Here is a 19658-nt window from a genome sequence, read left to right as displayed (position 1 = left end):
CTTTCAACCCGTCCGCGTTGCCCTATGATATCGGGCAGCGTTTAAAAACCTTTAGCGGAGTTTCCAATGCCCGACGTTTCAGACATGGCCCCTGATTTCACCCTTCCCCGAGACGGCGGCGGTGAGGTATCCCTCGCGGATCTGCGCGGCAGTGCCGTCGTTTTATTCTTTTATCCCCGCGATGATACGCCGGGCTGCACCAAGGAATCCATCGGTTTTTCGGAGCAGCTTCAGGCCTTTGCCGATGCGGGCGCTCAGGTCTTCGGCATCTCGCGCGACAGCGTTGCCAAACATGACAAGTTCGTCGCCAAACACGACCTGACCACGCCTTTGCTGTCGGATGAAAACTCGACCGTCTGCGAGGATTACGGCGTCTGGGTCGAAAAGAACATGTATGGCCGCAAATCCATGGGCATCGAACGCTCGACCTTCCTGATCGACGCCGAGGGCCGCATCGCACAGGTCTGGCGCAAGGTCAAAGTGCCGGGCCACGTGGATGCAGTGCTTGAAGCCGTTAAGGCGATGTAGCCCCCCTCGACCTCGAGCGCCATCCGGTCTATCCCCAGCCTCGATACGACAAGGTGGAGCGTACCAGTGCCCAAAACACTGACCCAGATGGCAACCGAGGTTCTGACAACAGCGGACGGGCGGGAGAAAACCGCCCTGTCCAAACGCCATGCCGCCGCTTGGTTCGCGTCACGCAAGGGCGAGGCTGAAGCGATTGAAATCGGCACCGCCACCCCGCCTTTGACCCCTGCACGCCCTGAAAAGCCCGAGCTGCTCTCACCGCGCGAAGTGCCAAAGCGCAAACCGGGGTCCGATGCCGGGCGGATCGCGCTTTTGCACGCCGTTGCGCATATAGAGCTGAACGCGGTGGATCTGCATTGGGACATTATTGCCCGCTTCGGTCACGTGCCCATGCCGATCGGTTTTTATGATGACTGGGTCAAATGCGCAGAAGAAGAATCGCGTCATTTTGAGATGGTCTGCGACTGTCTTGAACAGATGGGCAGCTTTTACGGTGCCCTGCCTGCCCATGCAGGCATGTGGCGCGCCGCCGAAGACACCGCCGAGGATCTGATGGGCCGCCTTGCTGTGGTCCCCATGGTGCTAGAAGCACGCGGGCTGGACGTCACACCCGGCATGATCGATATCTTTCGCAAGGCAAAGGCCGAACAGGCCATCGCTGCACTCGAGGTGATCTATGCGGAAGAGGTCGGCCATGTCGCCTATGGTTCAAAGTGGTTCCATTTTTTGTGCGGACGCGAAAACGCTGACCCCAAGGACGTCTTCCACCAATTGGTTCGGCGCTATTTCCACGGTGCCTTGAAACCGCCCTTTAACGAAGAGAAGCGCGCCGAGGCAGGATTGCCGCCGGACTTCTACTGGCCACTCACCGAGGATATGCCCGCGCCGGGTCAGGTCTCAGACTGAGGTTAAAGGTTAATTTCGGCAGGTTTTCGCCGATCCGTAGGGGGAAATCTGCACCTTCGACGACAAATTGGTCAACAAACTTGCCCGAATGCTGAGACCCTATTAAGCATCCCGTCCAAGGGACGGCTATTGCACCACGACCGGTCCCGATCTTGGGGATGAGAGGTAAGACGCGTGAGAACACGTCTGGCAATTAAATTTCACTCGCTGCTAGAACGGCACTTCCCGGAACGCCGGGTTTTTCTGAAATCTGACAAAGACACGCGGTACATCCGTCTCAGCTCGGAAACGCAGATCGCTGCGGTGGCCGGTGTTGCAGTCATGGTTGGCTGGACCGCCGTCGCCACTGCGATTCTGCTGATGGACAGCATCGGATCTGGCAACTTCCGCGAACAAGCCAAACGCGATCAGGCCACCTATCAAGAACGTCTCAACATCCTGTCCGTTGAGCGTGACGCCCGCGCGCAGGAAGCCTTGGCCGCGCAGGACCGGTTCAACGCTGCACTGGCGCAGGTCTCGGCGATGCAGTCCGAGCTTTTGGCCTCGGAAAACCGTCGGCGCGAGTTGGAAACTGGGATTGAGGTGATCCAGACCACGCTGCGCGCAACGATGAAGCAACGCGAAGAGGCCCGTGGCGAACTGGCGAAACTGCAACAGGATGCGGATACAACGGACGCCTATGTCGTGGCAGCATCGGCCCCGGTGCAGATGGAATTCATGACCGACGCGCTGGCTCGCACCGCGGAAGAGCGGGATCAGATCGCAGCCGACGCGCGTGATGCTCTGGACCAGCGCGATGACCTGGAGCTGGAAATCCGGCTGATGCAGGAACGCAGTGACGAGATTTTCCGCCAGTTGGAAGAGGCAATGGTGATCTCGGTCGAGCCTCTGGACAAGATGTTCCGCCAGGCGGGTATGCCCACAGACCGCATCCTCGAAGAGGTGCGACGCGGATATAGCGGTATGGGCGGTCCGCTGACCCCTTTATCCCTGAGCACCCGCGGCGAGGAGAGTGACATCTCCGCCGACGAGGTGCGCGCAAACCAGCTTCTACAACAAATGGATCAGTTGAACCTGTATCGTCTGGCGGCCGAAAAAGCGCCCTTTGCGAACCCGGTTCATTCCGCTGTGCGGTTTACCAGCGGCTACGGCTCTCGCCGCGACCCCAAAACGGGCGGACGTCGGATGCATAACGGCGTCGATTTTGCAGGGCCCCAGGGCACCGATATCTTTGCAACCGCAGATGGCGTGGTCACCCATGCCGGTTGGCAATCCGGCTTTGGACGCCTTGTGAGGATCAAACACGCCTTCGGGATTGAGACACTTTACGCTCATAACACCAAGATCAACGTCAAGGTCGGCCAAAGGGTCTCGCGCGGGGATCATATTGCTGATATGGGTAGCACCGGACGGTCCACCGGCACGCATTTGCACTATGAGGTGCGCGTGAACGGAAAACCTGTAAACCCAATGACTTACATCAAGGCTGCGAGAAATGTTTTCTAAGAGCAAAATCAACGAGCCCGCATCCAAGGATTCTGAGGCGGCAAAACCTGCTGCTCCGGCGACTCCGGCGGCCCCTGCCCCTTCCGAACCCAAGGCCAGCACGGCGCCCAAGCCCAAGCCGCCCGCATCGGTCCTGTCTTCGGACCTGCATATCACCGGCAACATCAAGACAACCGGTGACATTCAGGTTGAAGGCACTGTCGAAGGCGATATCCGCGCGCATCTGCTGACCATCGGCGAAACCGCGACCATCAAAGGCGAAGTCACTGCAGACGACGTCGTGGTCAACGGCCGCATCGTGGGTCGCGTGCGTGGCCTGAAAGTCCGACTGACCTCGACAGCACGGGTCGAAGGCGACATCATCCACAAGACAATCGCCATCGAAAGCGGCGCGCATTTCGAGGGCTCGGTTCAGCGTCAGGACGATCCCCTGAACCCTGGCCGCGGCGCAAAACCGGGTGCCAACCCGGCAGCGGAAGTCAAACAGTAAAGCAAATCCAACCCGGATTTTTGAAACGCCGCAGGTCATCCTGCGGCGTTTTAGATTCAATTGTGGGCCTTACTCTGAATCCAGTTCCAAGCTTGAACTGATACGGCTAAACTCTGCCTATGTGGATGTTTTTTGCTCTTGTCGCAGCCGTCGCAGGCGCGTTTCTGTATTGGTCCTGGTCCAAGAAAAAGGCGCGCGCAGCACTTCTGGCCGAGCCGCTCAGCGAAGACGACCGGCGCATCATCGCGGCACAGGTCCCCATCCTCCAGCGCGTTCCCGCCAGCCTGCGTGAGAAACTGGATGGCAAGATCAACCTGTTTCTGGAACAGGTGAGGTTTTATGGCTGCGACGGGCTGGAAGTCACCGATGAGATGCAATTGTCCATTGCCGCGCAAGCCTGTCTGCTCGTGGTGAACGCGGATACCTGGTACGACAATCTGACAACCGTTCTGATCTACCCCAACGCCTTCAAGTCTCGGCAACAAAGGCGCAGCGGTTATGTGATCACTGAGAAAGAGATCATCCGAACCGGCGAAAGCTGGGACCGTGGCCCGGTGATCCTGTCATGGGCCCATAGCAAGCAAGGTGCTCTGAACGACCATGACGGGCACAACGTGGTGTTCCATGAGTTCGCGCACCAGATAGACGACCTGTCGGGTGGCACCAACGGCATTCCGGTCCTTGCAAAGGGACAGAGCTATGCAGAGTGGGAAAAGGTTTTCCTAACGGCCTATTCCGACCATGTCGCGGCAGTAGAGGCCGGTCATCGCACCGTCATCGACCCTTACGGTGCCGAAGGCCATGAGGAGTTCTTTGCCGTCTCGGTCGAGGTGTTTTTTGAGCGCCCTCACGATCTGCAAAAGGCGGCACCTCATGTCTATGAACAGCTTGCCGCGTTGTTCAATCTCGATCCTGCGACATGGGGCGAAAGGCCTAACTGACGCGCAGGCCGTGAAAATTCCCCCAAACGCAAGTTTCACAAATCACGGTTTTTGAATTACTCTGGTCCTCATTGATTAACGGAGGACTATTCATGTCATCAAAACTCATGGCCGAATTCTTCGGCACGTTCTGGCTGGTTCTGGGCGGCTGCGGCAGCGCAGTTCTGGCTGCAGGGGTCGCTGATGTCGGCATAGGATGGCTTGGTGTATCCTTCGCCTTCGGCCTGACCGTTTTGACCATGGCTTATACGGTGGGCCATATCTCGGGCGGGCATTTCAACCCCGCGGTCAGCCTCGGCCTGATGATCGGAGGGCGCTTCCCCGCCAAAGACCTACTGCCTTATTGGGTCGCTCAGGTGCTGGGTGCAATTGCGGCAGCGGTGGTACTGTACGTGATCGTCAGCGGCGCGCCCGGTTTTGAAGGCGTGGGCGGGTTTGCCTCAAACGGGTATGGCGAGGCGTCACCCGAAGGGTACTCCATGATGTCCGCGCTGGTGATCGAGATCGTACTGACCGCGTTCTTCATCGTCATCATTCTGGGCGCGACCTCAAGCGGAGCGCCTGCGGGCTTTGCCCCGATTGCCATCGGTCTAGCGCTTACCCTTATCCACCTGATCTCAATTCCTGTCACCAACACGTCGGTCAACCCGGCTCGGTCCACAGGCGTGGCCCTGTTTGCGGATGGCCCCGCCCTTGCACAGCTTTGGCTGTTCTGGGTCGCCCCACTGATCGGGGGGGCTATCGGTGCGTTGATCTGGAAAGCAATGGGCGACGACTGATTTCAATCCCTAGCCCACAAGAAAACCCCGGCGCATGACTTGCGCCGGGGTTTTTCGCTACTCGGTCACAGTGACCTTTTTCATCGCGTCAGGCTGGCCGACAACGGCACCGTTCTGACCTGCACCGCGTTTGATCGCGTCGACCACGTCCATCCCGTCCGTGACCTGACCGACAACGGTGTACTGGCCATCCAGAAACGGTCCCGGCTCGAACATGATGAAGAATTGCGAGTTCGCGCTGTTGGGGTTCTGAGACCGCGCCATGCCGACTACACCGCGATCAAAGGTGATGTCCGAGAATTCGGCCGGCAGATCAGGACGGTCCGAGCCACCACGACCTGCATTGGCAGCGTTGAAGCTGCCCTTGGTCTGGTTGCCGAACTGAACATCTCCGGTCTGGGCCATGAACCCCTCGATCACGCGGTGGAAGACGACCCCGTCATACTCACCTGCGTTGGCGAGCGCGGTGATCTGCTCCACGTGCTTGGGTGCGACATCTTCAAATAGGTCAACGGTGATGGTGCCATTGGCCTCACCCTCAACCTCGATCTGCAGCCCGGTGGCCAGCGCGGGGCTGGCCAGCAGGACAAAAGCGGCGGCGAGCTTATGCATCTGCCGCTACCTTGACGCTGATCATGCGGTCCGGGCTCGCAGGCGGCTCGCCCCGTACAATAGCGTCTACATGCTCCATCCCGTCGATCACGCGGCCATAGACCGTATACTGACCGTTCAGGAAGTGGTTATCTTTGAAGTTGATGAAAAACTGCGAGTTTGCCGAATCCGGGTTCTGCGAGCGCGCAGCGCCCAGAGTTCCACGGTCATGCGGCAGTTTCGAGAATTCCGCCGGAACGTTCGGAAGAGACGACCCGCCTGTGCCCGCCATGCGGATGTTGAACCCGTCTTCCATGTCGCCGTGCTGGACGTCGCCGGTCTGGGCCATGAAGCCGTCAATCACACGGTGGAAGGCCACGTTGTCATACTCGCCTCCACGGGCCAGTTCCTTCATCCGAGCGCTGTGCAGAGGTGCCACGTCGGGCAGCAGCTCGATGACGACATTGCCGTCTTTCAGCTCGATGATGATTGTGTTTTCGGGATCCTTGATCTCGGCCATCTGGCCCTCCTGTCGTTTGTCTTGCGCAAATACCTATGCGCCAAGCGCCTGAATGCCAAGTGACGCATTGACCTGAGGGCAAAATGCAGGAAAAGAACCGCCCAAAGGGTATCAAAACACGAGGATTGCGCGATGGGCTGGAAAACACTGGACGATATGGACCTGAACGGCAAACGCGTGCTGGTGCGCGTGGATATCAACGTGCCGGTCGTTGACGATGTTGTGACCGACGCCACCCGTATTCAGCGTATTGTTCCCACGGTGCAGCACATCCTTGCATCTGGCGGCAAACCCATCCTGCTGGCCCATTTCGGCCGTCCCGGCGGTGAGCGACGTGAAAGCCTGTCGCTGAACCAACTTGTCCCGACCCTGGAGACTGCTTTTGGCGCGAAGGTCCTGTTCGCCGCCGATTGCGTGGGAACTGAGGCTGAACTGGCCGCCGACGCCCTGCAGCCCGGTGAGGTTCTGCTGCTGGAAAACACCCGCTTTCACGCAGCAGAAACCAAGAACGATCCCGATCTGGCCGCTGGCATGGCGCGTCTGGGCGATATCTACTGCAATGACGCGTTCTCGGCCGCGCACCGCGCCCACAGCTCGACCGAGGCGCTGGCCCGTTTGCTGCCCGCCTGCGCTGGTCGCCTGATGCAGGCCGAGCTTGAAGCGCTGGAGGGCGCTCTGGGCGCGCCTAAACGCCCGGTGACCGCTGTTGTTGGTGGCGCGAAAGTGTCCACCAAGCTGGAGCTGTTGGGCAACCTGATCGACAAGGTCGACTATCTGGTCATCGGCGGCGGCATGGCGAACACGTTCCTTGTCGCCAAGGGCTTTGATGTCGGAAAATCGCTGGCCGAAACCGCGATGAAAGACACCGCCGCAGAGATTCTGGCCAAGGCCGAAACTTCCGGCTGCACCATCGTACTGCCCGTTGATGTGGTCGTCGCCGAGAAATTCGAAGCAAACGCGCCGCATCAGGTTCTGCCCGCCGATCAATGCCCCGCGGACAGCATGATCCTTGACGCAGGCCCTGAAAGCGTCGCCGCCATCACCGAGATCTTCGGCAAAAGCCAGACCCTGATCTGGAACGGCCCGCTCGGCGCGTTCGAGTTGGAGCCGTTTGACGCCGCCACCAACGCCGCCGCCCTCAAAGCCGCTGCGCTGACACGCGCGGGTCAGTTGATCTCAGTCGCAGGTGGTGGGGATACCGTTGCCGCCCTGAATGCATCCGGCGCGGCCAAGGATTTCTCGTATATCTCAACCGCAGGCGGAGCTTTCCTGGAATGGATGGAGGGCAAAACCCTGCCCGGCGTCGCAGCGTTGGACCAGTGATCGTCACGACACGTTCCAACCCGTGCCGAGAGACAATCTGACTCATCCAAGAAATTTTTGCGAAGCAGGGGATTCACATCCCGAATCACCTGTGACATAGTGAAATCAGAGGCCCACAAAGGGCCCGTTATTGAGGCAGACTTCATACGGCGGTCAACAGAGTGTCCCGTTCCCATCGGCCCGGTTTGGGCGCAGTGTTTTTCTTTTCAGTGGCTTTTATGCTAGGTGTATATTTCACCTTCGCCGCCGTGCAAGGAGACTATGGCCTGTTCCGACGGGTCGAGATTTCGGCGGAACGGGACGCCCTTTCACGCGACCTCGCGGCGCTCAAAGCTGAGATTTCCGAGATGGAAAACCTCACCCGTCGTCTTTCAGACAATTACCTTGATCTCGACTTGCTGGATCAACAGGCTCGATCCGTACTGGGCATGATCCGCGCGGATGAAATCGTCATCCGCTAACCCCTTTCTTCCCTTGTATGAATTGCGCAAAGCTACGCTGCGTCATATTTACGCTCGCCAGATCGCAAGAAATGCTCTAAAAGATAGTTTAACGCTAAACTATCTGTCCGAAAGGGGGAGATCGCCACAATGGCTGCGCGAAAAACCACAAAGAAACCAAACGTTTCTGCGGAAGAGCTGAAAACCTACTACCGCGAAATGCTGTTGATCCGTCGATTCGAAGAAAAGGCGGGGCAACTTTACGGTATGGGTCTGATTGGTGGTTTCTGCCACCTCTACATCGGACAGGAAGCGGTTGTTGTCGGCCTTGAGGCTGCTGCGAAAGAAGGCGACAAACGCATCACATCCTATCGTGACCACGGCCACATGCTGGCCTGCGGCATGGATCCGGGCGGCGTGATGGCCGAACTGACCGGGCGCGAGGGCGGCCTGTCCAAAGGCAAAGGCGGCTCGATGCACATGTTCTCGAAAGAGAAGCATTTCTACGGCGGCCACGGCATCGTTGGCGCTCAGGTCCCGCTAGGCGCGGGTCTGGCCTTTGCAGACAAGTATAAAGAAAACGGCGGCGTGACCTTCACCTATTTTGGTGACGGTGCTGCCAACCAGGGTCAGGTCTACGAGACATTCAACATGGCCGCCCTCTGGGATCTGCCAGTCGTCTTCGTGATCGAGAACAACCAATATGCGATGGGCACGGCGCAAGCGCGCTCGACTTCTTCGGCGGATATCTACCACCGCGGTCAGGCTTTCGGGATTCCGGGCGAAATGGTCAACGGTATGGATGTGCTGGCCGTCAAAGCCGCCGGCGAAAAGGCCGTCGCCCACTGCCGCGCAGGCAAAGGCCCCTACATCCTTGAGGTCAAGACCTACCGCTACCGTGGCCACTCGATGTCCGACCCGGCCAAGTACCGCACCCGCGAAGAAGTTCAGAAGGTCCGCGAACAAAGCGACCCGATCGAACATGTGCGCGAGCTGCTGCTGACCGGCAAACACGCGACCGAGGATGACCTGAAGGCGATCGACAAAGAGATCAAAGAGGTCGTCAACCAGGCCGCCGAATTCTCGAAAGAAAGCCCCGAGCCGTCGCTGGACGAGCTCTGGACAGATATTTACGCCTGAGAGGACGAATAAGACATGGCAACCGAAATTCTCATGCCCGCCCTTTCGCCCACAATGGAAGAGGGCACGCTGGCCAAATGGCTGGTCAAGGAAGGCGACACCGTATCTTCCGGCGACATCATGGCCGAGATCGAAACCGACAAGGCCACGATGGAGTTCGAGGCCGTTGACGAAGGCATCGTCGGCAAAATCCTGATCAGCGAGGGCACCGAAGGGGTCAAGGTCAACACCCCCATCGCGATCCTTGTTGAAGAAGGCGAAGATGCCTCCGCCCTGCCCGCGGCTGCCCCCGCAGCCGCAGCGGTGACCGAGGCCGCCCCTGCGGCGGTTGAGGCCCCCGCTCCAGCAGCTGCCGCCCCGGCCGCTCCGGTTGTGGACCTGTCCCCCGATTGGCCAGCCGACGCGGAAATGAAAACCGAGACCGTCCGCGAAGCGCTTCGCGACGCGATGGCCGAGGAAATGCGCGGCGACGAAGACGTCTACCTGATGGGCGAAGAAGTCGCCGAATATCAGGGCGCCTATAAAATCAGCCAAGGTCTGCTGGACGAGTTTGGCCCCAAACGCGTGATCGACACCCCAATCACTGAGCATGGCTTTGCAGGTATCGCGGTTGGTTCAGCCTTCGGTGGACTGAAACCCATTGTCGAGTTCATGACCTTCAATTTCGCCATGCAGGCGATCGACCAGATCATCAACTCCGCCGCCAAGACGCTCTATATGTCCGGCGGTCAGATGGGCTGCCCCATCGTGTTCCGTGGCCCCAACGGTGCCGCCGCACGCGTGGCCGCGCAGCACTCTCAGGACTACGCCGCATGGTACATGCAGATCCCTGGTTTGAAAGTCGTGATGCCATACTCGGCCGCCGACGCAAAAGGCCTGCTGAAATCGGCGATCCGCGACCCCAACCCGGTGATCTTCCTGGAAAACGAAATCCTCTACGGACGCACTTTCGACGTGCCGCAAGTGGATGACCTAGCCATTCCTCTGGGCAAGGCCCGCATCTGGCGCGAAGGCTCGGACGTGACCATCGTCAGCTTCGGCATCGGCATGCAGTATGCCCTCGAAGCCGCCGACAAACTGGCCGAAGAGGGCATCAGCGCCGAGGTCATCGACCTGCGCACTATCCGACCGATGGACACAGGCGCGATCATCAACTCGGTGATGAAGACCAACCGTCTCGTGACTGTGGAAGAAGGTTGGCCGCAAGGATCGGTCGGTAGCTACATCAGCTCGGTCGTGATGCAGGAAGCGTTCGACTATCTCGATGCGCCGGTCATCAACTGCACGGGCAAGGATGTTCCGATGCCCTATGCCGCGAACCTCGAAAAACTGGCCCTGATCACCACGGATGAGGTGATCGCTGCCGTCAAACAGGTGACCTACCGGTAATGGAGATCAGGGGCCGCGATCCAGCAACCGAATGCTACCGTGTCGAGATTGACATCGACAACCGTATCGTACGGGCGCTTGTGCCCGAGCGACTGGCGGCGGATATGCGGTTGATAGGCGCGCGCCCCTCGCACCAGACCGCCTATGTCTGGATGGCAGAGAACAAAGAAAAAATCGAGGCTGCGATTGCGACGCTCGCACGCGGCACCGGGCGCCCCAAGGCGCCCTTTGACCAAATTACTCTGATTGAGGAGCGCTGAGATGCCCACCGAAATCCTAATGCCCGCCCTGTCTCCGACCATGGAGGAAGGCACCCTTGCCAAATGGCTGGTCAAAGAGGGCGACACCGTCTCCTCCGGCGACCTGCTGGCCGAGATCGAAACCGACAAAGCCACGATGGAGTTCGAGGCTGTTGACGAAGGCACCATCGGCAAGATTCTGATCCCGGAAGGCTCCGAAGGGGTAAAGGTCAACACTGCCATCGCAGTCCTGCTGGAAGATGGCGAAAGCGTAGATGACATCGGCACCGCACCGGCCGCGGCCCCAGCGGCTGCGCCTGCAGCCGCCGCGGGCAACGAGGTTGCCGCGCCAGCGGCATCCGAGGCGCCCGCCCCTGCCCCGGCAGCACCGGCCAAAGCCGATGGCGGTCGTATCTTCGCCTCACCTCTGGCCCGACGCATCGCAGCGCAAAAAGGTCTTGATCTGGCACAGATCACCGGCTCCGGCCCGCATGGTCGCATCGTCAAAGCCGATGTGGAAAGCGCCACAGCCGCACCTGCAGCGGCGCCTGCGCCTGCTGCTGCAGCCGCCCCAACCGCCGCCGCTCCCGCAGGTCCATCGGCGGACGCCGTGGCCAAGATGTACGAAACTCGCGAATACGAAGAGATCAAACTCGATGGCATGCGCAAGACCATCGCCGCGCGTCTGTCTGAGGCCAAAAAGACCATCCCACATTTCTACCTGCGCCGCGATATCAAACTGGACGCGCTTCTCAAGTTCCGCAGCCAGTTGAACAAGCAGCTAGAGGCTCGTGGCGTGAAGCTGAGCGTCAATGACTTCATCATCAAAGCCGTCGCCAACGCGCTGCAGCAGGTCCCCGAATGCAACGCCGTTTGGGCGGGCGACCGGGTGCTGCAGCTGAAACCTTCGGACGTGGCGGTTGCGGTTGCGATCGAAGGCGGTCTGTTCACGCCGGTCCTGCAGGATGCCGACACCAAGTCTCTGTCTGCCCTGTCGACCGAGATGAAGGACCTTGCCGGTCGCGCCCGCGAACGCAAGCTGGCCCCGCATGAGTACCAGGGCGGCACGTTTGCAGTCTCGAACCTCGGCATGTTCGGGATCGACAATTTCGACGCCATCGTGAACCCGCCGCATGCAGGCATTCTTGCGGTCGGCACAGGCCTGAAAAAGCCCGTTGTCGGCGAAGACGGGGAGCTGACGGTCGCCACCGTGATGTCCGTCACGATGTCTGTGGATCACCGGGTCATCGACGGCGCGCTTGGGGCTCAGCTGCTGCAAGCCATCGTCGAAAACCTGGAGAATCCGATGGTCATGCTGGCCTGATAAAACTCTACCCGCCGGGGTCCGACCTCGGCGGGTGCTCTCACGATCGCGGCCACGATGTGAGCACGCGTGATCACTCCAAAGGTTGCCTCAGCAATCGCGCTCTCCCACCTTAAAAACAGACGGTTTTGAAAGCCAAAGGTGGTCCATGCGCTTTTTTGATTTGACCAAGATATTGCTTGTCGTTGCCGCGTCCGCAACTGCGGCAGACATGGCATTCGCAAAACCCAACAGCTATCCGGGCGAAAACTCCAGGTTCAAATCCAGTGATCCAGCCGTCATCGCCCAGCAAAAGGCTGAGCGCCAGCAACGCATCGACAAGCGTAAGGAACGCAGGGAACGAAGACGGCAGGAGCGGTTGAACAGAAAGAACAACCGCTCAAACTGATTTTTACTGGTCCTTGCCCAGCATGTGGTCCATCGAGATCGAGGGCTGATCGCACCCCGCCTCGCCCACGATTTTGGCCGGGATGCCGGCAACTGTCTTGCAAGCGGGAACCTCTTGTAGCACCACCGATCCGGCGGCGATCCGGCTGCAGTGGCCGACCTCAATGTTGCCAAGAACCTTGGCCCCGGCACCAATCAGAACTCCATCACCGATCTTTGGGTGGCGCTGCTCTTCTTCCTTGCCGGTTCCGCCCAAAGTCACAGAATGCAGCATCGAGACATTGTCACCAACCACAGCAGTCTCACCAATCACGATGGAATGGGCGTGGTCGATCATGATCCCTTTGCCGATCCTGGCGGCGGGGTGAATGTCGATGCCGAAAATCTCAGACGACCGCATCTGGAAGAAATAGGCCAAATCATGCCGTCCCTTGCGCCACAACCAGTGGGCCACACGATAGGCCTGCATCGCCTGATAGCCTTTAAAATAGAGGATCGGCTGCAGTAGTCGGTGGCAGGCCGGGTCGCGTTCGTACACGGCCATCAGGTCCGCGCGCGCAGCCTCAATCAAGCTAGGGTCGTCGGCATAGGCCTCGTCCACGATCTCACGCAGGACCATCATCGACATCTCGTTCGAACACAGCTTGGCCGCCACTCGGTACGACAATGCCCGCTCAAGGCTGCGGTGATGCAGAATACAGGCATGCACCAGCCCGCCCATCAGCGGCTCTTGCTCAACGGCGGTATGGGCCTCGGTCGTGATCCGGTTCCAGACCGGGTCGACGGGGGTCACGTGGCTGCGCTTTTCAAACATGGCTTTGATCCTTTGCTGCGCCTAGCATGCCATTTAGTGGTAAAAACGCCAAACGCAAACCCGTGATCCGTAACTTAACCAAAATGAATGTGTTCTAAGAGGGGGCTTGCGCCTCTCGGTGCTTTAAGAAGTCAGCCCAACGCCCGCCGGGTCTGAAATCGTATCAGCTGGCGCAAAACCATCTCAAAACACTGGCAATAGTTCGGATCATCAAAGCTCGGTTCATCCGCCAGTACCCGCGTGCGGGCGGCTGTCATTAGGGATCCGTTGCCATAGGCCGGGTGCAGCCGCCCGGTGCGCTGGACATGGCGGTCGGCCAGTTCGGCCTCGGCCACCATCTTGATACAAAGCGATCGGCGGCTGCGCTGCGGCACGGCCAACAAGGCGCGTGCCGCAGCACTGACATCTCCGTGGAGGACGGGGCGCAAAGGTCTTACCCGACCTGAATGCGCGCGGCCGGACCAGCACCATATGTGGCCGAGATTTGCGCGATCTCGACCGCATATCCACCTGTCAGGCCATCAGCGGACTTCACGGCTGCGGTATAGGCCCAGCGCGGTTCAGGCACGATCTCTTCGCGGATCAAAGCCCCATTTGCCCGCACACGGATGAGGTAGGATTCGCTTTCCTCACCCAGTGGGACGTCCAGCCCCGCCCAGTCGTCCCCTTCGATCCGCGTTCGCCTGATCCAATCGAACGCATCCTCATCCGACTTGGTCTGCACAGAAACATGCACCGGCGCATAGGGGCGCAAGCCGTTCCCGTCGAAAGCCTCGACCAGATACTCGTAGGATGGGTCGTCATACCCGCGCAAGGCCGGACCGATCCGAAAGTGCCGGGCCACACGCCGTTCGCTCGGCAACAGGCTGGTTTGCGCAACGCGTTCATCCAGCAGGACAAAAGTTGACCCCTCGGGCCAGACGTCTGGCATCAGGGCGTCCGTTCCCAGCTGGCCGCGTAGACGTCCGGACAAGGCATAGACGCCCGGCTCTTGCAGGGCGGCGTCAGAGAACTGGAACACCTCCCAATTGCCCGGTGTTCCGTCACCGATGGCCGCCAAATTGGCCCCGTTCAGCAAGGATGTCCGCGGACGGGATTCCAGAATGCCGTCGATCAGCTTGACCCGCAGAGGCGCGCCCTCATCCCAGATCCCGGCTGAGGCGCGATGCAGCGGCGTTTCGGTAAAGCCCATCACCGCCTGGTCCGAAATGACATCACGCAACGCGTAATCCTCATCCCTAGCCGAGGCATGAACGGCGACGCTACCGGGCCAAGGATCGGCCGATACGGCCAGATACGGCGCGTGCGGAGCCTCTGCCCCCGTCAACAGCGGCAGGTCCATGAACACGGGCACCACCGGCACCGGGGCGACAAAAGGCCGGACCGCGACCGGATCATCCTGCAAGCCATTGGCGGTATAGACGCCGCGCTCGATCCGCACCGCCTCAGCTAGTTGTAGGTTGGCTTTCTCCAACCGGTCGATACGGTAGAGCGCACTGCCGTCCTGTTCAGACAGGCGAACCACATCACCTGCGCCCAGATGCAGCATGGACGGGGGCAAAGCAAAACGGGCGGTATCGCGGGAGGCGCGGGCCTCGCTGAGCCAGCGTTCGGCGGTCTGGCGACCCTCGGCACGGGTCATGGACAAGGGCATCTCGTTTACCGCAACCGCATGGGTCTGCGCGTCGGGCAGCACGGCCTCTTCTGCGACCAGATCGTGATCGGCATCCGATTGAACAAAGCGCAGGCGGACACGTCCGGTCATCTCCGCCTCGGCCTCGCGACGGTATTCCACGGTGCCGTCGAGATCGGAGCTGACAGCCAGATGATCCGGGTCCAACGCCACAGCACCAAAGCCATCACGTGTCTGGAACCGCAGAACACCGTCCCGTTCGATCGCGTCAAACCCATAACGCAGCATCAACGGCTGCAACGCCGAACGTGCGTCCGAGACATCCTCGACCGCATAGCCCCGGACCACGCCGTAAAGCTGCGAGACATCAATGTCCGTAACCCCCGCCCCATGGCAGATCTCGGTCACTACCGAGGCCAGCGTGCGCGCGCCGGATCGACCGTTCAGCCAATGCCCTCGGGCGTAGTTTTCGCCATCGTCCCATTGGCTTCGCAGGTTTGGAAAGGTGGGATAGGGCCGCGCGTCCCAGGCCCAGACATAGGCGTTGGAAAGGTCCAGCATCGGGCCGTCATAGATCTCGGATACCGGGTTGTTCTGCGGCTCGGACCAGTAGCCCAGTGTTGCCGTCAGATACTGAAACTGAATGAAGTCATCCCTGAGGCCGTTGGAATGCGGCGGCAGGCTCGATTCCGAGGATTTGGGATCGAGGAACTTGTTCGGCTGGTTGGTACCTTTATCCACGGCCGCACAGCCCAGCTCCGTGAACCAGATCGGCTTGGACCCCGGAACCCAATCGGTCGGATCATTCTGGCGCACGCCGCCAATCCGTTCGTGATGCCAGTTCGACCACCAGTTGCGCAGGTCCTTGTAGCGCCAGATCCACGGCTCATCATGGGTGCTGTCTTCGATCGGAGTGCGAATCTGCGCCTCGGCCTCCTCGGGCGAGGCGTAGTACCAGTCATAGCCCTCGCCACCTTCGACATTGGAGCGCAGGTAATCCAAATTGTAGATCGACCCGGCGGCGGCATCCTGATGATCTTCGCCATCCCGCCAATCGGACAGAGGCATATAGTTGTCGATCCCGACGAAATCGATATTGTCATCCGCCCAAAGGGGATCGAGGTGAAAGAACCTGTCTCGTGTGCCCGAGGGTTGATAGCCGAAGTATTCGCTCCAATCTGCTGCATAGCCGATCTTGGTCTCAGGCCCCAGAATTTGGCGCACGTCCGCAGCCAGCTGGCGCAGCTGCTCGACGGCAGGAAAGCCGTTTTCTCCGCGGATCTGGGTCAAGCCCCGCATTTCGGAACTGATGCAGAAGGAACTTACGCCGCCTGCAATCTGGCAGAGGGTGGCGTAGTGCAGGATAAAGCGACGCAGCCCCCATTCCTCCGGGCCGGAATAGGTCACCTGCCCTGCGTTGATGCCAAAGTCACTGACCTGAGCCGCCCCGAAAAACGTGGCCACTTGTGCATCGGCGTCGGCTGTCTGGTCCGGCGACCCGTCGCGCCCCGGAGCCACGTCCAGCGTGATCCGTCCACGCCAGGGCAGATGCGGCTGCTCTCCGTCCGACCATGGATCAGGCAAGCCGTTTTGCTGCAACTGATCCATCAGGATGAACGGGTAGAACATCACATCCTTGCCGGTCTCTTTCAGATGCTGGATCGCCTGCACAACCGCGCCATCCGCCGGAGTGCCACCATAAACGGGTCGGTCATCCTGATGCTGGACCACTTGGGCCGTATTGCGCCGCAGGCCCGACACGACCCAGGGCATGTTCACACCATCTATGTCATCGCGCACCACCTTGGGTGTGATCTGACACTCACCGCAGCGCAGGTCATTTCCGAACCACGACACAATCAGGGAGGCCGCTTCGCAGCCCGGCAACTCACGCGCCAGCGCTTTGGTCGAGGTGATCAGATCCGGCTCACCCGAGGCCGAGTTGACATTGGCCGCCCAACTGCGTCCGCGTCCTTGGGAATAGTTCACCTGAGTGCTGGCCAGTGCATATTCGCCAGTGCCCGGCATCAGGGCCACGCCCTTGACGATCTGGCCCAGCGCGGACACGTGATCCGGCATTTCGGGCTGTGTGGGGCGCACCACTTCGAACGAGAACTGAGGCACCCGGTTGCCAAAGGACGCCAGCTGGAAATCCTCGATCACCACATAGGCCGTACCGCGATAGGCCGGGACATTGCCGGTGCCCTCGACGGCCTCGATCAGGGGATCGGGGAGTTGATCCTGCGTCCCGTAATACACACGGATATTCAGGCTCGCGCGCTCTTGCTCCTCACCGTCGGCCCAGACGCGCGTGACATCGGCGATCTCGCCCGCACCGACCGCAATCGCCAGAGAGATCGAATAGCTGTAGGTCGTTGTCGTCACTTTGGGCGGTTTCGGTGAGCCCTTGCCGCCTCCGCCTGAGGATTGCGTACTTGTGGTTCGGGTCTCCAGAAAGTCCGAGGCCCAGATCACCTGACCACCCACGCGCATACGGCCAAAGACCGTGGCCACGGGGGCGCCCTCGGCTGTTTCGGTCAGACGGAATCGGTCCATGCGGCCGGTCTCGACCACTTCGCTGCCGCTGCCCATGACCGATTGGCTCATCATGCGTTGGTCAATCACGCGGCCCAGCGTGGCCCCAACTGCCCGGCCGACGATGGCGGTGGACAGACCGGCCACCGTGCCGCCGATCGAGCCGCCCAGCGCAGCCCCTGCTGCGGAAAGAAGAATAGTAGCCATCAGCGACCCTCCAACGGGAATTCGAAACAGGCGACCACCCGGCGGCTCCAGGGGTCGCTCAGGGCGTTTTCGACTACGCCATGTCCGGAATAGGCATGGATGAAACGCGGCACCTCGCCGATGCTGCTGACAATGCCCAGATGTTTTGCAACGCCGCTGTCCCGCAACCGGAACAGCAGCACATCTCCGGCGGCCATTTCAGCTGAGGGCTTTTCGCTCAGGTGCCTGCGCGCAGCTGCCCACAAGCGTTCTTCACCCTGCGGTTCGGACCAGTCCATGCTGTAGATGGGAACTGCCTCGGGTTCGTGCCCGATCACCTCGCGCCAGACACCGCGCAGCAGGCCCAGACAATCCGTTCCCGCCCCGCGAACCGAGGCCTGATGCACATAAGGCGTGCCAAGCCATGCGCTTGCAGTGTCCACGATCTCTTGCTTGCTTTTCGTCATCGTCTGCTTCCGCCTGTATTCGCGTTGCCTTTCTTTGGCACGGCCATCACCCAGTCTTCGCCCGGAAGATCCGGAAAGCCCTGAAAGTTCAGAAAATTGTTGAATTTCAACCGGCAGGACTCCATCCGCTTGTCGCAGCCAGCGGTCAGGCGCACCTGGTCTCCAACGGCCAATCCACCACCGATGCTGGCCCACAGGGTGATCTCGCGCCCGTCTTCCGTCCGACGGTCCTGCTTGATCGACCCCCATAGCCCATTTGCCGTGCCTGAGATCACATCCAGCCGCCCCCGTTCAAACCAGGCTTCGTCGGAGGAGGTCCCGCCGAGCAGCCGAAGCGACGTGCCTCCGTCAAAACCGGAGACCTCAGCCTCGACCTGATAACCGGGCTGGCTTACGGCAAATCGGCAGGCGGAATCCCCTAATACAGCCGTGCAGGGCTTTTGGTAGATCCGTCCCAGCGGGCGGTTCAGCAGGTCAGTCAGCCCGCGCAGCTCTGCATGAAAGGCTCCGCCCGCCCGCCGCAGCTCACCAATCGAGCCGCGAAACTGCGGCACACGCTGCTCTGGCGCGGCCCAATTGACCAGCCAGGCGCGCACCTCGGCCCCGTCGAAACGACCGGCCTCGATATCATCCTCTCGGACCGAGGCATTGGACAGCGCGCCCATCGCCTCGGAATTGTCAATTGACAGCCCGGTGGCCTGCTCGATGGCGGCTGCGGTCAGGCCGGTGCTGGCGCGAAAGGTCAGCCCGTCGAACCGCAGCTCCATGTCATGATCGGTGAAGCCAAAGACCTGACCATCCTTGCGGGTGATCGCCCAGCAACGGCACACAGTGGTCAGACCGCTTTGCAGATGGGCCTGAAGTGCCTGAGTATCCCCGCTCATCAGACGCGCACCTCGACCACGGGAACATTCGGCACATCCCCGGCCTGAAAGCTGGCCACGCTGGTCTGAATCTTGTTGGTGTCGAACCGCACCGGCACGTCAAACTCGAACCCCGCCGTGATCTCGACCTGTTCGGGCGGAGGGGCCACGAATGTGACCACCCCACGGGCCAGATCAACCTCATAGTCGACACCTTCACGCATGGCATCCTGATCCAGACCCAAACGCACCGTACCGAGGACGGGTTTGGTGATCGGTCGCACATAGCTGACCCCGCCCGAGCTATAGGTTTTCACCAGTTGAAACTCGGTACGCTCTCCGTCGCCGCGCGCGATGACCTGATCGCCGTGATCGACGTCAGCCGTGGCCGAGCCGGACTTGTAGTCCGACCAGTCCTTCCAGCGGAACCCGAACATCTGGCCCTGACGCGCCTCGAAGAAGGAGATCATCGTTTCGATGTCATCCAACGACCGCATCCCCAGCCCGGCATCATAGCGCCTGCGCGAATGCGCCCAGGGCGTGTTGCGTTCCTCGAACCCGTTGGCCAGCGTCACGATATCCGTTCGCCGTTCCGGACCGCCGACCGAGCCGAAACTCAGACTGGCGGGAAATCTCACCTCGTGGAAATTCATCTTC

General features: G+C 60.3%; 21 protein-coding genes. 13 read left to right on the top strand and 8 right to left on the bottom strand.

What is annotated here, in order from left to right; genetic code table 11:
- Nucleotides 1-66 precede the first annotated feature (66 nt).
- The 6 genes from ACR0IP_RS01185 to aqpZ all read left to right on the top strand — a co-directional run bounded on the left by ACR0IP_RS01185 (nucleotide 67) and on the right by aqpZ (nucleotide 5150).
- The gene (locus tag ACR0IP_RS01185; RefSeq protein ID WP_170373998.1) at nucleotides 67-528 is read left to right on the top strand and encodes a peroxiredoxin; all 462 of its coding nucleotides are present in this window, start codon (nucleotides 67-69) and stop codon (nucleotides 526-528) included.
- Between the two features lie 87 nt (nucleotides 529-615).
- Nucleotides 616-1434 carry a ferritin-like domain-containing protein gene (locus tag ACR0IP_RS01180; RefSeq protein ID WP_480523851.1) on the top strand — a complete coding sequence of 273 codons (819 nt, stop codon included), beginning with the start codon at nucleotides 616-618 and terminating at the stop codon, nucleotides 1432-1434.
- A 174-nt stretch (nucleotides 1435-1608) separates the two neighbouring features.
- Entirely contained in the window at nucleotides 1609-2940 is a 1332-nt protein-coding gene (locus ACR0IP_RS01175; protein WP_480523327.1) for a DUF5930 domain-containing protein, read from the top strand.
- Entirely contained in the window at nucleotides 2930-3430 is a 501-nt protein-coding gene (locus ACR0IP_RS01170) for a bactofilin family protein (protein ID WP_170374000.1), read from the top strand. The genes ACR0IP_RS01175 and ACR0IP_RS01170 overlap by 11 nt, the downstream gene beginning before the upstream one ends.
- 125 nt (nucleotides 3431-3555) lie before the next feature.
- Complete coding sequence (locus tag ACR0IP_RS01165; RefSeq protein WP_480523324.1) at nucleotides 3556-4371, top strand: M90 family metallopeptidase; 816 nt, start codon at nucleotides 3556-3558, stop codon at nucleotides 4369-4371.
- A 92-nt stretch (nucleotides 4372-4463) separates the two neighbouring features.
- On the top strand, nucleotides 4464-5150 hold the full coding sequence (gene aqpZ, locus ACR0IP_RS01160; RefSeq protein ID WP_170458789.1) for an aquaporin Z: 687 nt from the start codon (nucleotides 4464-4466) through the stop codon (nucleotides 5148-5150).
- Nucleotides 5151-5207: 57 nt separating this feature from the next.
- Here the strand turns inward: aqpZ and ACR0IP_RS01155 are convergent, their stop codons facing one another.
- The gene (locus tag ACR0IP_RS01155) at nucleotides 5208-5762 is read right to left on the bottom strand and encodes a peptidylprolyl isomerase (protein WP_170374003.1); all 555 of its coding nucleotides are present in this window, start codon (nucleotides 5760-5762) and stop codon (nucleotides 5208-5210) included.
- Nucleotides 5755-6261 carry a peptidylprolyl isomerase gene (locus tag ACR0IP_RS01150; protein WP_170374004.1) on the bottom strand — a complete coding sequence of 169 codons (507 nt, stop codon included), beginning with the start codon at nucleotides 6259-6261 and terminating at the stop codon, nucleotides 5755-5757. Before ACR0IP_RS01150 ends, ACR0IP_RS01155 begins: the two co-directional genes overlap by 8 nt.
- Before the next feature lie 132 nt (nucleotides 6262-6393).
- On the opposite strand from ACR0IP_RS01150, the gene ACR0IP_RS01145 reads away from it, so the two are divergent.
- From ACR0IP_RS01145 to ACR0IP_RS01115, 7 genes are all read left to right on the top strand, one after another.
- Complete coding sequence (locus ACR0IP_RS01145; protein ID WP_480523322.1) at nucleotides 6394-7584, top strand: phosphoglycerate kinase; 1191 nt, start codon at nucleotides 6394-6396, stop codon at nucleotides 7582-7584.
- A 161-nt stretch (nucleotides 7585-7745) separates the two neighbouring features.
- A complete protein-coding gene (locus ACR0IP_RS01140) occupies nucleotides 7746-8045 on the top strand; it encodes a septum formation initiator family protein (RefSeq protein ID WP_170374006.1) in 300 nt (99 codons plus the stop codon).
- A 129-nt stretch (nucleotides 8046-8174) separates the two neighbouring features.
- Nucleotides 8175-9164 (top strand): pyruvate dehydrogenase (acetyl-transferring) E1 component subunit alpha, encoded by a 990-nt coding sequence (gene pdhA, locus ACR0IP_RS01135; protein WP_170374007.1) that lies wholly within the window; start codon nucleotides 8175-8177, stop codon nucleotides 9162-9164.
- A 15-nt stretch (nucleotides 9165-9179) separates the two neighbouring features.
- The gene (locus ACR0IP_RS01130; RefSeq protein ID WP_480523319.1) at nucleotides 9180-10553 is read left to right on the top strand and encodes a pyruvate dehydrogenase complex E1 component subunit beta; all 1374 of its coding nucleotides are present in this window, start codon (nucleotides 9180-9182) and stop codon (nucleotides 10551-10553) included.
- Nucleotides 10553-10813: a hypothetical protein gene (locus tag ACR0IP_RS01125; RefSeq protein ID WP_170374009.1), complete on the top strand. Its 261-nt coding sequence runs from the start codon at nucleotides 10553-10555 to the stop codon at nucleotides 10811-10813. The genes ACR0IP_RS01130 and ACR0IP_RS01125 overlap by 1 nt, the downstream gene beginning before the upstream one ends.
- A gap of 1 nt (nucleotide 10814) precedes the next feature.
- Nucleotides 10815-12116 carry a pyruvate dehydrogenase complex dihydrolipoamide acetyltransferase gene (locus ACR0IP_RS01120; RefSeq protein ID WP_480523317.1) on the top strand — a complete coding sequence of 434 codons (1302 nt, stop codon included), beginning with the start codon at nucleotides 10815-10817 and terminating at the stop codon, nucleotides 12114-12116.
- 148 nt (nucleotides 12117-12264) lie between these two features.
- The gene (locus ACR0IP_RS01115; RefSeq protein WP_170374011.1) at nucleotides 12265-12504 is read left to right on the top strand and encodes a hypothetical protein; all 240 of its coding nucleotides are present in this window, start codon (nucleotides 12265-12267) and stop codon (nucleotides 12502-12504) included.
- Nucleotides 12505-12507: 3 nt separating this feature from the next.
- On the opposite strand, the gene cysE is transcribed toward ACR0IP_RS01115, so the two are convergent.
- The 6 genes from cysE to ACR0IP_RS01085 form a co-directional block, all read right to left on the bottom strand.
- Nucleotides 12508-13317 (bottom strand): serine O-acetyltransferase, encoded by an 810-nt coding sequence (gene cysE, locus ACR0IP_RS01110; protein WP_170374012.1) that lies wholly within the window; start codon nucleotides 13315-13317, stop codon nucleotides 12508-12510.
- A 131-nt stretch (nucleotides 13318-13448) separates the two neighbouring features.
- Nucleotides 13449-13745: a DUF7742 family protein gene (locus ACR0IP_RS01105; protein WP_170374013.1), complete on the bottom strand. Its 297-nt coding sequence runs from the start codon at nucleotides 13743-13745 to the stop codon at nucleotides 13449-13451.
- A 5-nt stretch (nucleotides 13746-13750) separates the two neighbouring features.
- Nucleotides 13751-17692, bottom strand: coding sequence for a baseplate multidomain protein megatron (locus tag ACR0IP_RS01100; RefSeq protein ID WP_480523314.1), 3942 nt, complete (start codon nucleotides 17690-17692; stop codon nucleotides 13751-13753).
- A complete protein-coding gene (locus ACR0IP_RS01095; protein WP_480523312.1) occupies nucleotides 17692-18138 on the bottom strand; it encodes an NlpC/P60 family protein in 447 nt (148 codons plus the stop codon). Before ACR0IP_RS01095 ends, ACR0IP_RS01100 begins: the two co-directional genes overlap by 1 nt.
- Nucleotides 18135-19022 carry a DUF2163 domain-containing protein gene (locus ACR0IP_RS01090; protein WP_480523310.1) on the bottom strand — a complete coding sequence of 296 codons (888 nt, stop codon included), beginning with the start codon at nucleotides 19020-19022 and terminating at the stop codon, nucleotides 18135-18137. Before ACR0IP_RS01090 ends, ACR0IP_RS01095 begins: the two co-directional genes overlap by 4 nt.
- A complete protein-coding gene (locus ACR0IP_RS01085; RefSeq protein WP_170374017.1) occupies nucleotides 19022-19654 on the bottom strand; it encodes a DUF2460 domain-containing protein in 633 nt (210 codons plus the stop codon). Before ACR0IP_RS01085 ends, ACR0IP_RS01090 begins: the two co-directional genes overlap by 1 nt.
- Nucleotides 19655-19658 lie beyond the last annotated feature (4 nt).

The organism is Ruegeria sp. AL11 (assembly GCF_056540865.1).
Note: the sequence above shows the minus strand (reverse complement) of the source record. Positions and strands in the feature narration are given on the sequence as shown.

Bases quoted from the DNA above. Each gene is read 5' to 3' on its own strand.
- ACR0IP_RS01100 (WP_480523314.1), bottom strand. From the start codon at position 17,692: ATGGCTACTATTCTTCTTTCCGCAGCAGGGGCTGCGCTGGGCGGCTCG.
- ACR0IP_RS01165 (WP_480523324.1), top strand. From the start codon at position 3,556: ATGTTTTTTGCTCTTGTCGCAGCCGTCGCAGGCGCGTTTCTGTATTGG.
- ACR0IP_RS01130 (WP_480523319.1), top strand. From the start codon at position 9,180: ATGGCAACCGAAATTCTCATGCCCGCCCTTTCGCCCACAATGGAAGAG.
- ACR0IP_RS01115 (WP_170374011.1), top strand. From the start codon at position 12,265: ATGCGCTTTTTTGATTTGACCAAGATATTGCTTGTCGTTGCCGCGTCC.
- ACR0IP_RS01155 (WP_170374003.1), bottom strand. From the start codon at position 5,762: ATGCATAAGCTCGCCGCCGCTTTTGTCCTGCTGGCCAGCCCCGCGCTG.
- aqpZ (WP_170458789.1), top strand. From the start codon at position 4,464: ATGTCATCAAAACTCATGGCCGAATTCTTCGGCACGTTCTGGCTGGTT.
- ACR0IP_RS01120 (WP_480523317.1), top strand. From the start codon at position 10,815: ATGCCCACCGAAATCCTAATGCCCGCCCTGTCTCCGACCATGGAGGAA.
- pdhA (WP_170374007.1), top strand. From the start codon at position 8,175: ATGGCTGCGCGAAAAACCACAAAGAAACCAAACGTTTCTGCGGAAGAG.
- ACR0IP_RS01185 (WP_170373998.1), top strand. From the start codon at position 67: ATGCCCGACGTTTCAGACATGGCCCCTGATTTCACCCTTCCCCGAGAC.
- ACR0IP_RS01125 (WP_170374009.1), top strand. From the start codon at position 10,553: ATGGAGATCAGGGGCCGCGATCCAGCAACCGAATGCTACCGTGTCGAG.
- ACR0IP_RS01180 (WP_480523851.1), top strand. From the start codon at position 616: ATGGCAACCGAGGTTCTGACAACAGCGGACGGGCGGGAGAAAACCGCC.
- ACR0IP_RS01090 (WP_480523310.1), bottom strand. From the start codon at position 19,022: ATGAGCGGGGATACTCAGGCACTTCAGGCCCATCTGCAAAGCGGTCTG.
- ACR0IP_RS01145 (WP_480523322.1), top strand. From the start codon at position 6,394: ATGGGCTGGAAAACACTGGACGATATGGACCTGAACGGCAAACGCGTG.
- ACR0IP_RS01085 (WP_170374017.1), bottom strand. From the start codon at position 19,654: ATGAATTTCCACGAGGTGAGATTTCCCGCCAGTCTGAGTTTCGGCTCG.
- ACR0IP_RS01150 (WP_170374004.1), bottom strand. From the start codon at position 6,261: ATGGCCGAGATCAAGGATCCCGAAAACACAATCATCATCGAGCTGAAA.
- cysE (WP_170374012.1), bottom strand. From the start codon at position 13,317: ATGTTTGAAAAGCGCAGCCACGTGACCCCCGTCGACCCGGTCTGGAAC.
- ACR0IP_RS01095 (WP_480523312.1), bottom strand. From the start codon at position 18,138: ATGACGAAAAGCAAGCAAGAGATCGTGGACACTGCAAGCGCATGGCTT.
- ACR0IP_RS01170 (WP_170374000.1), top strand. From the start codon at position 2,930: ATGTTTTCTAAGAGCAAAATCAACGAGCCCGCATCCAAGGATTCTGAG.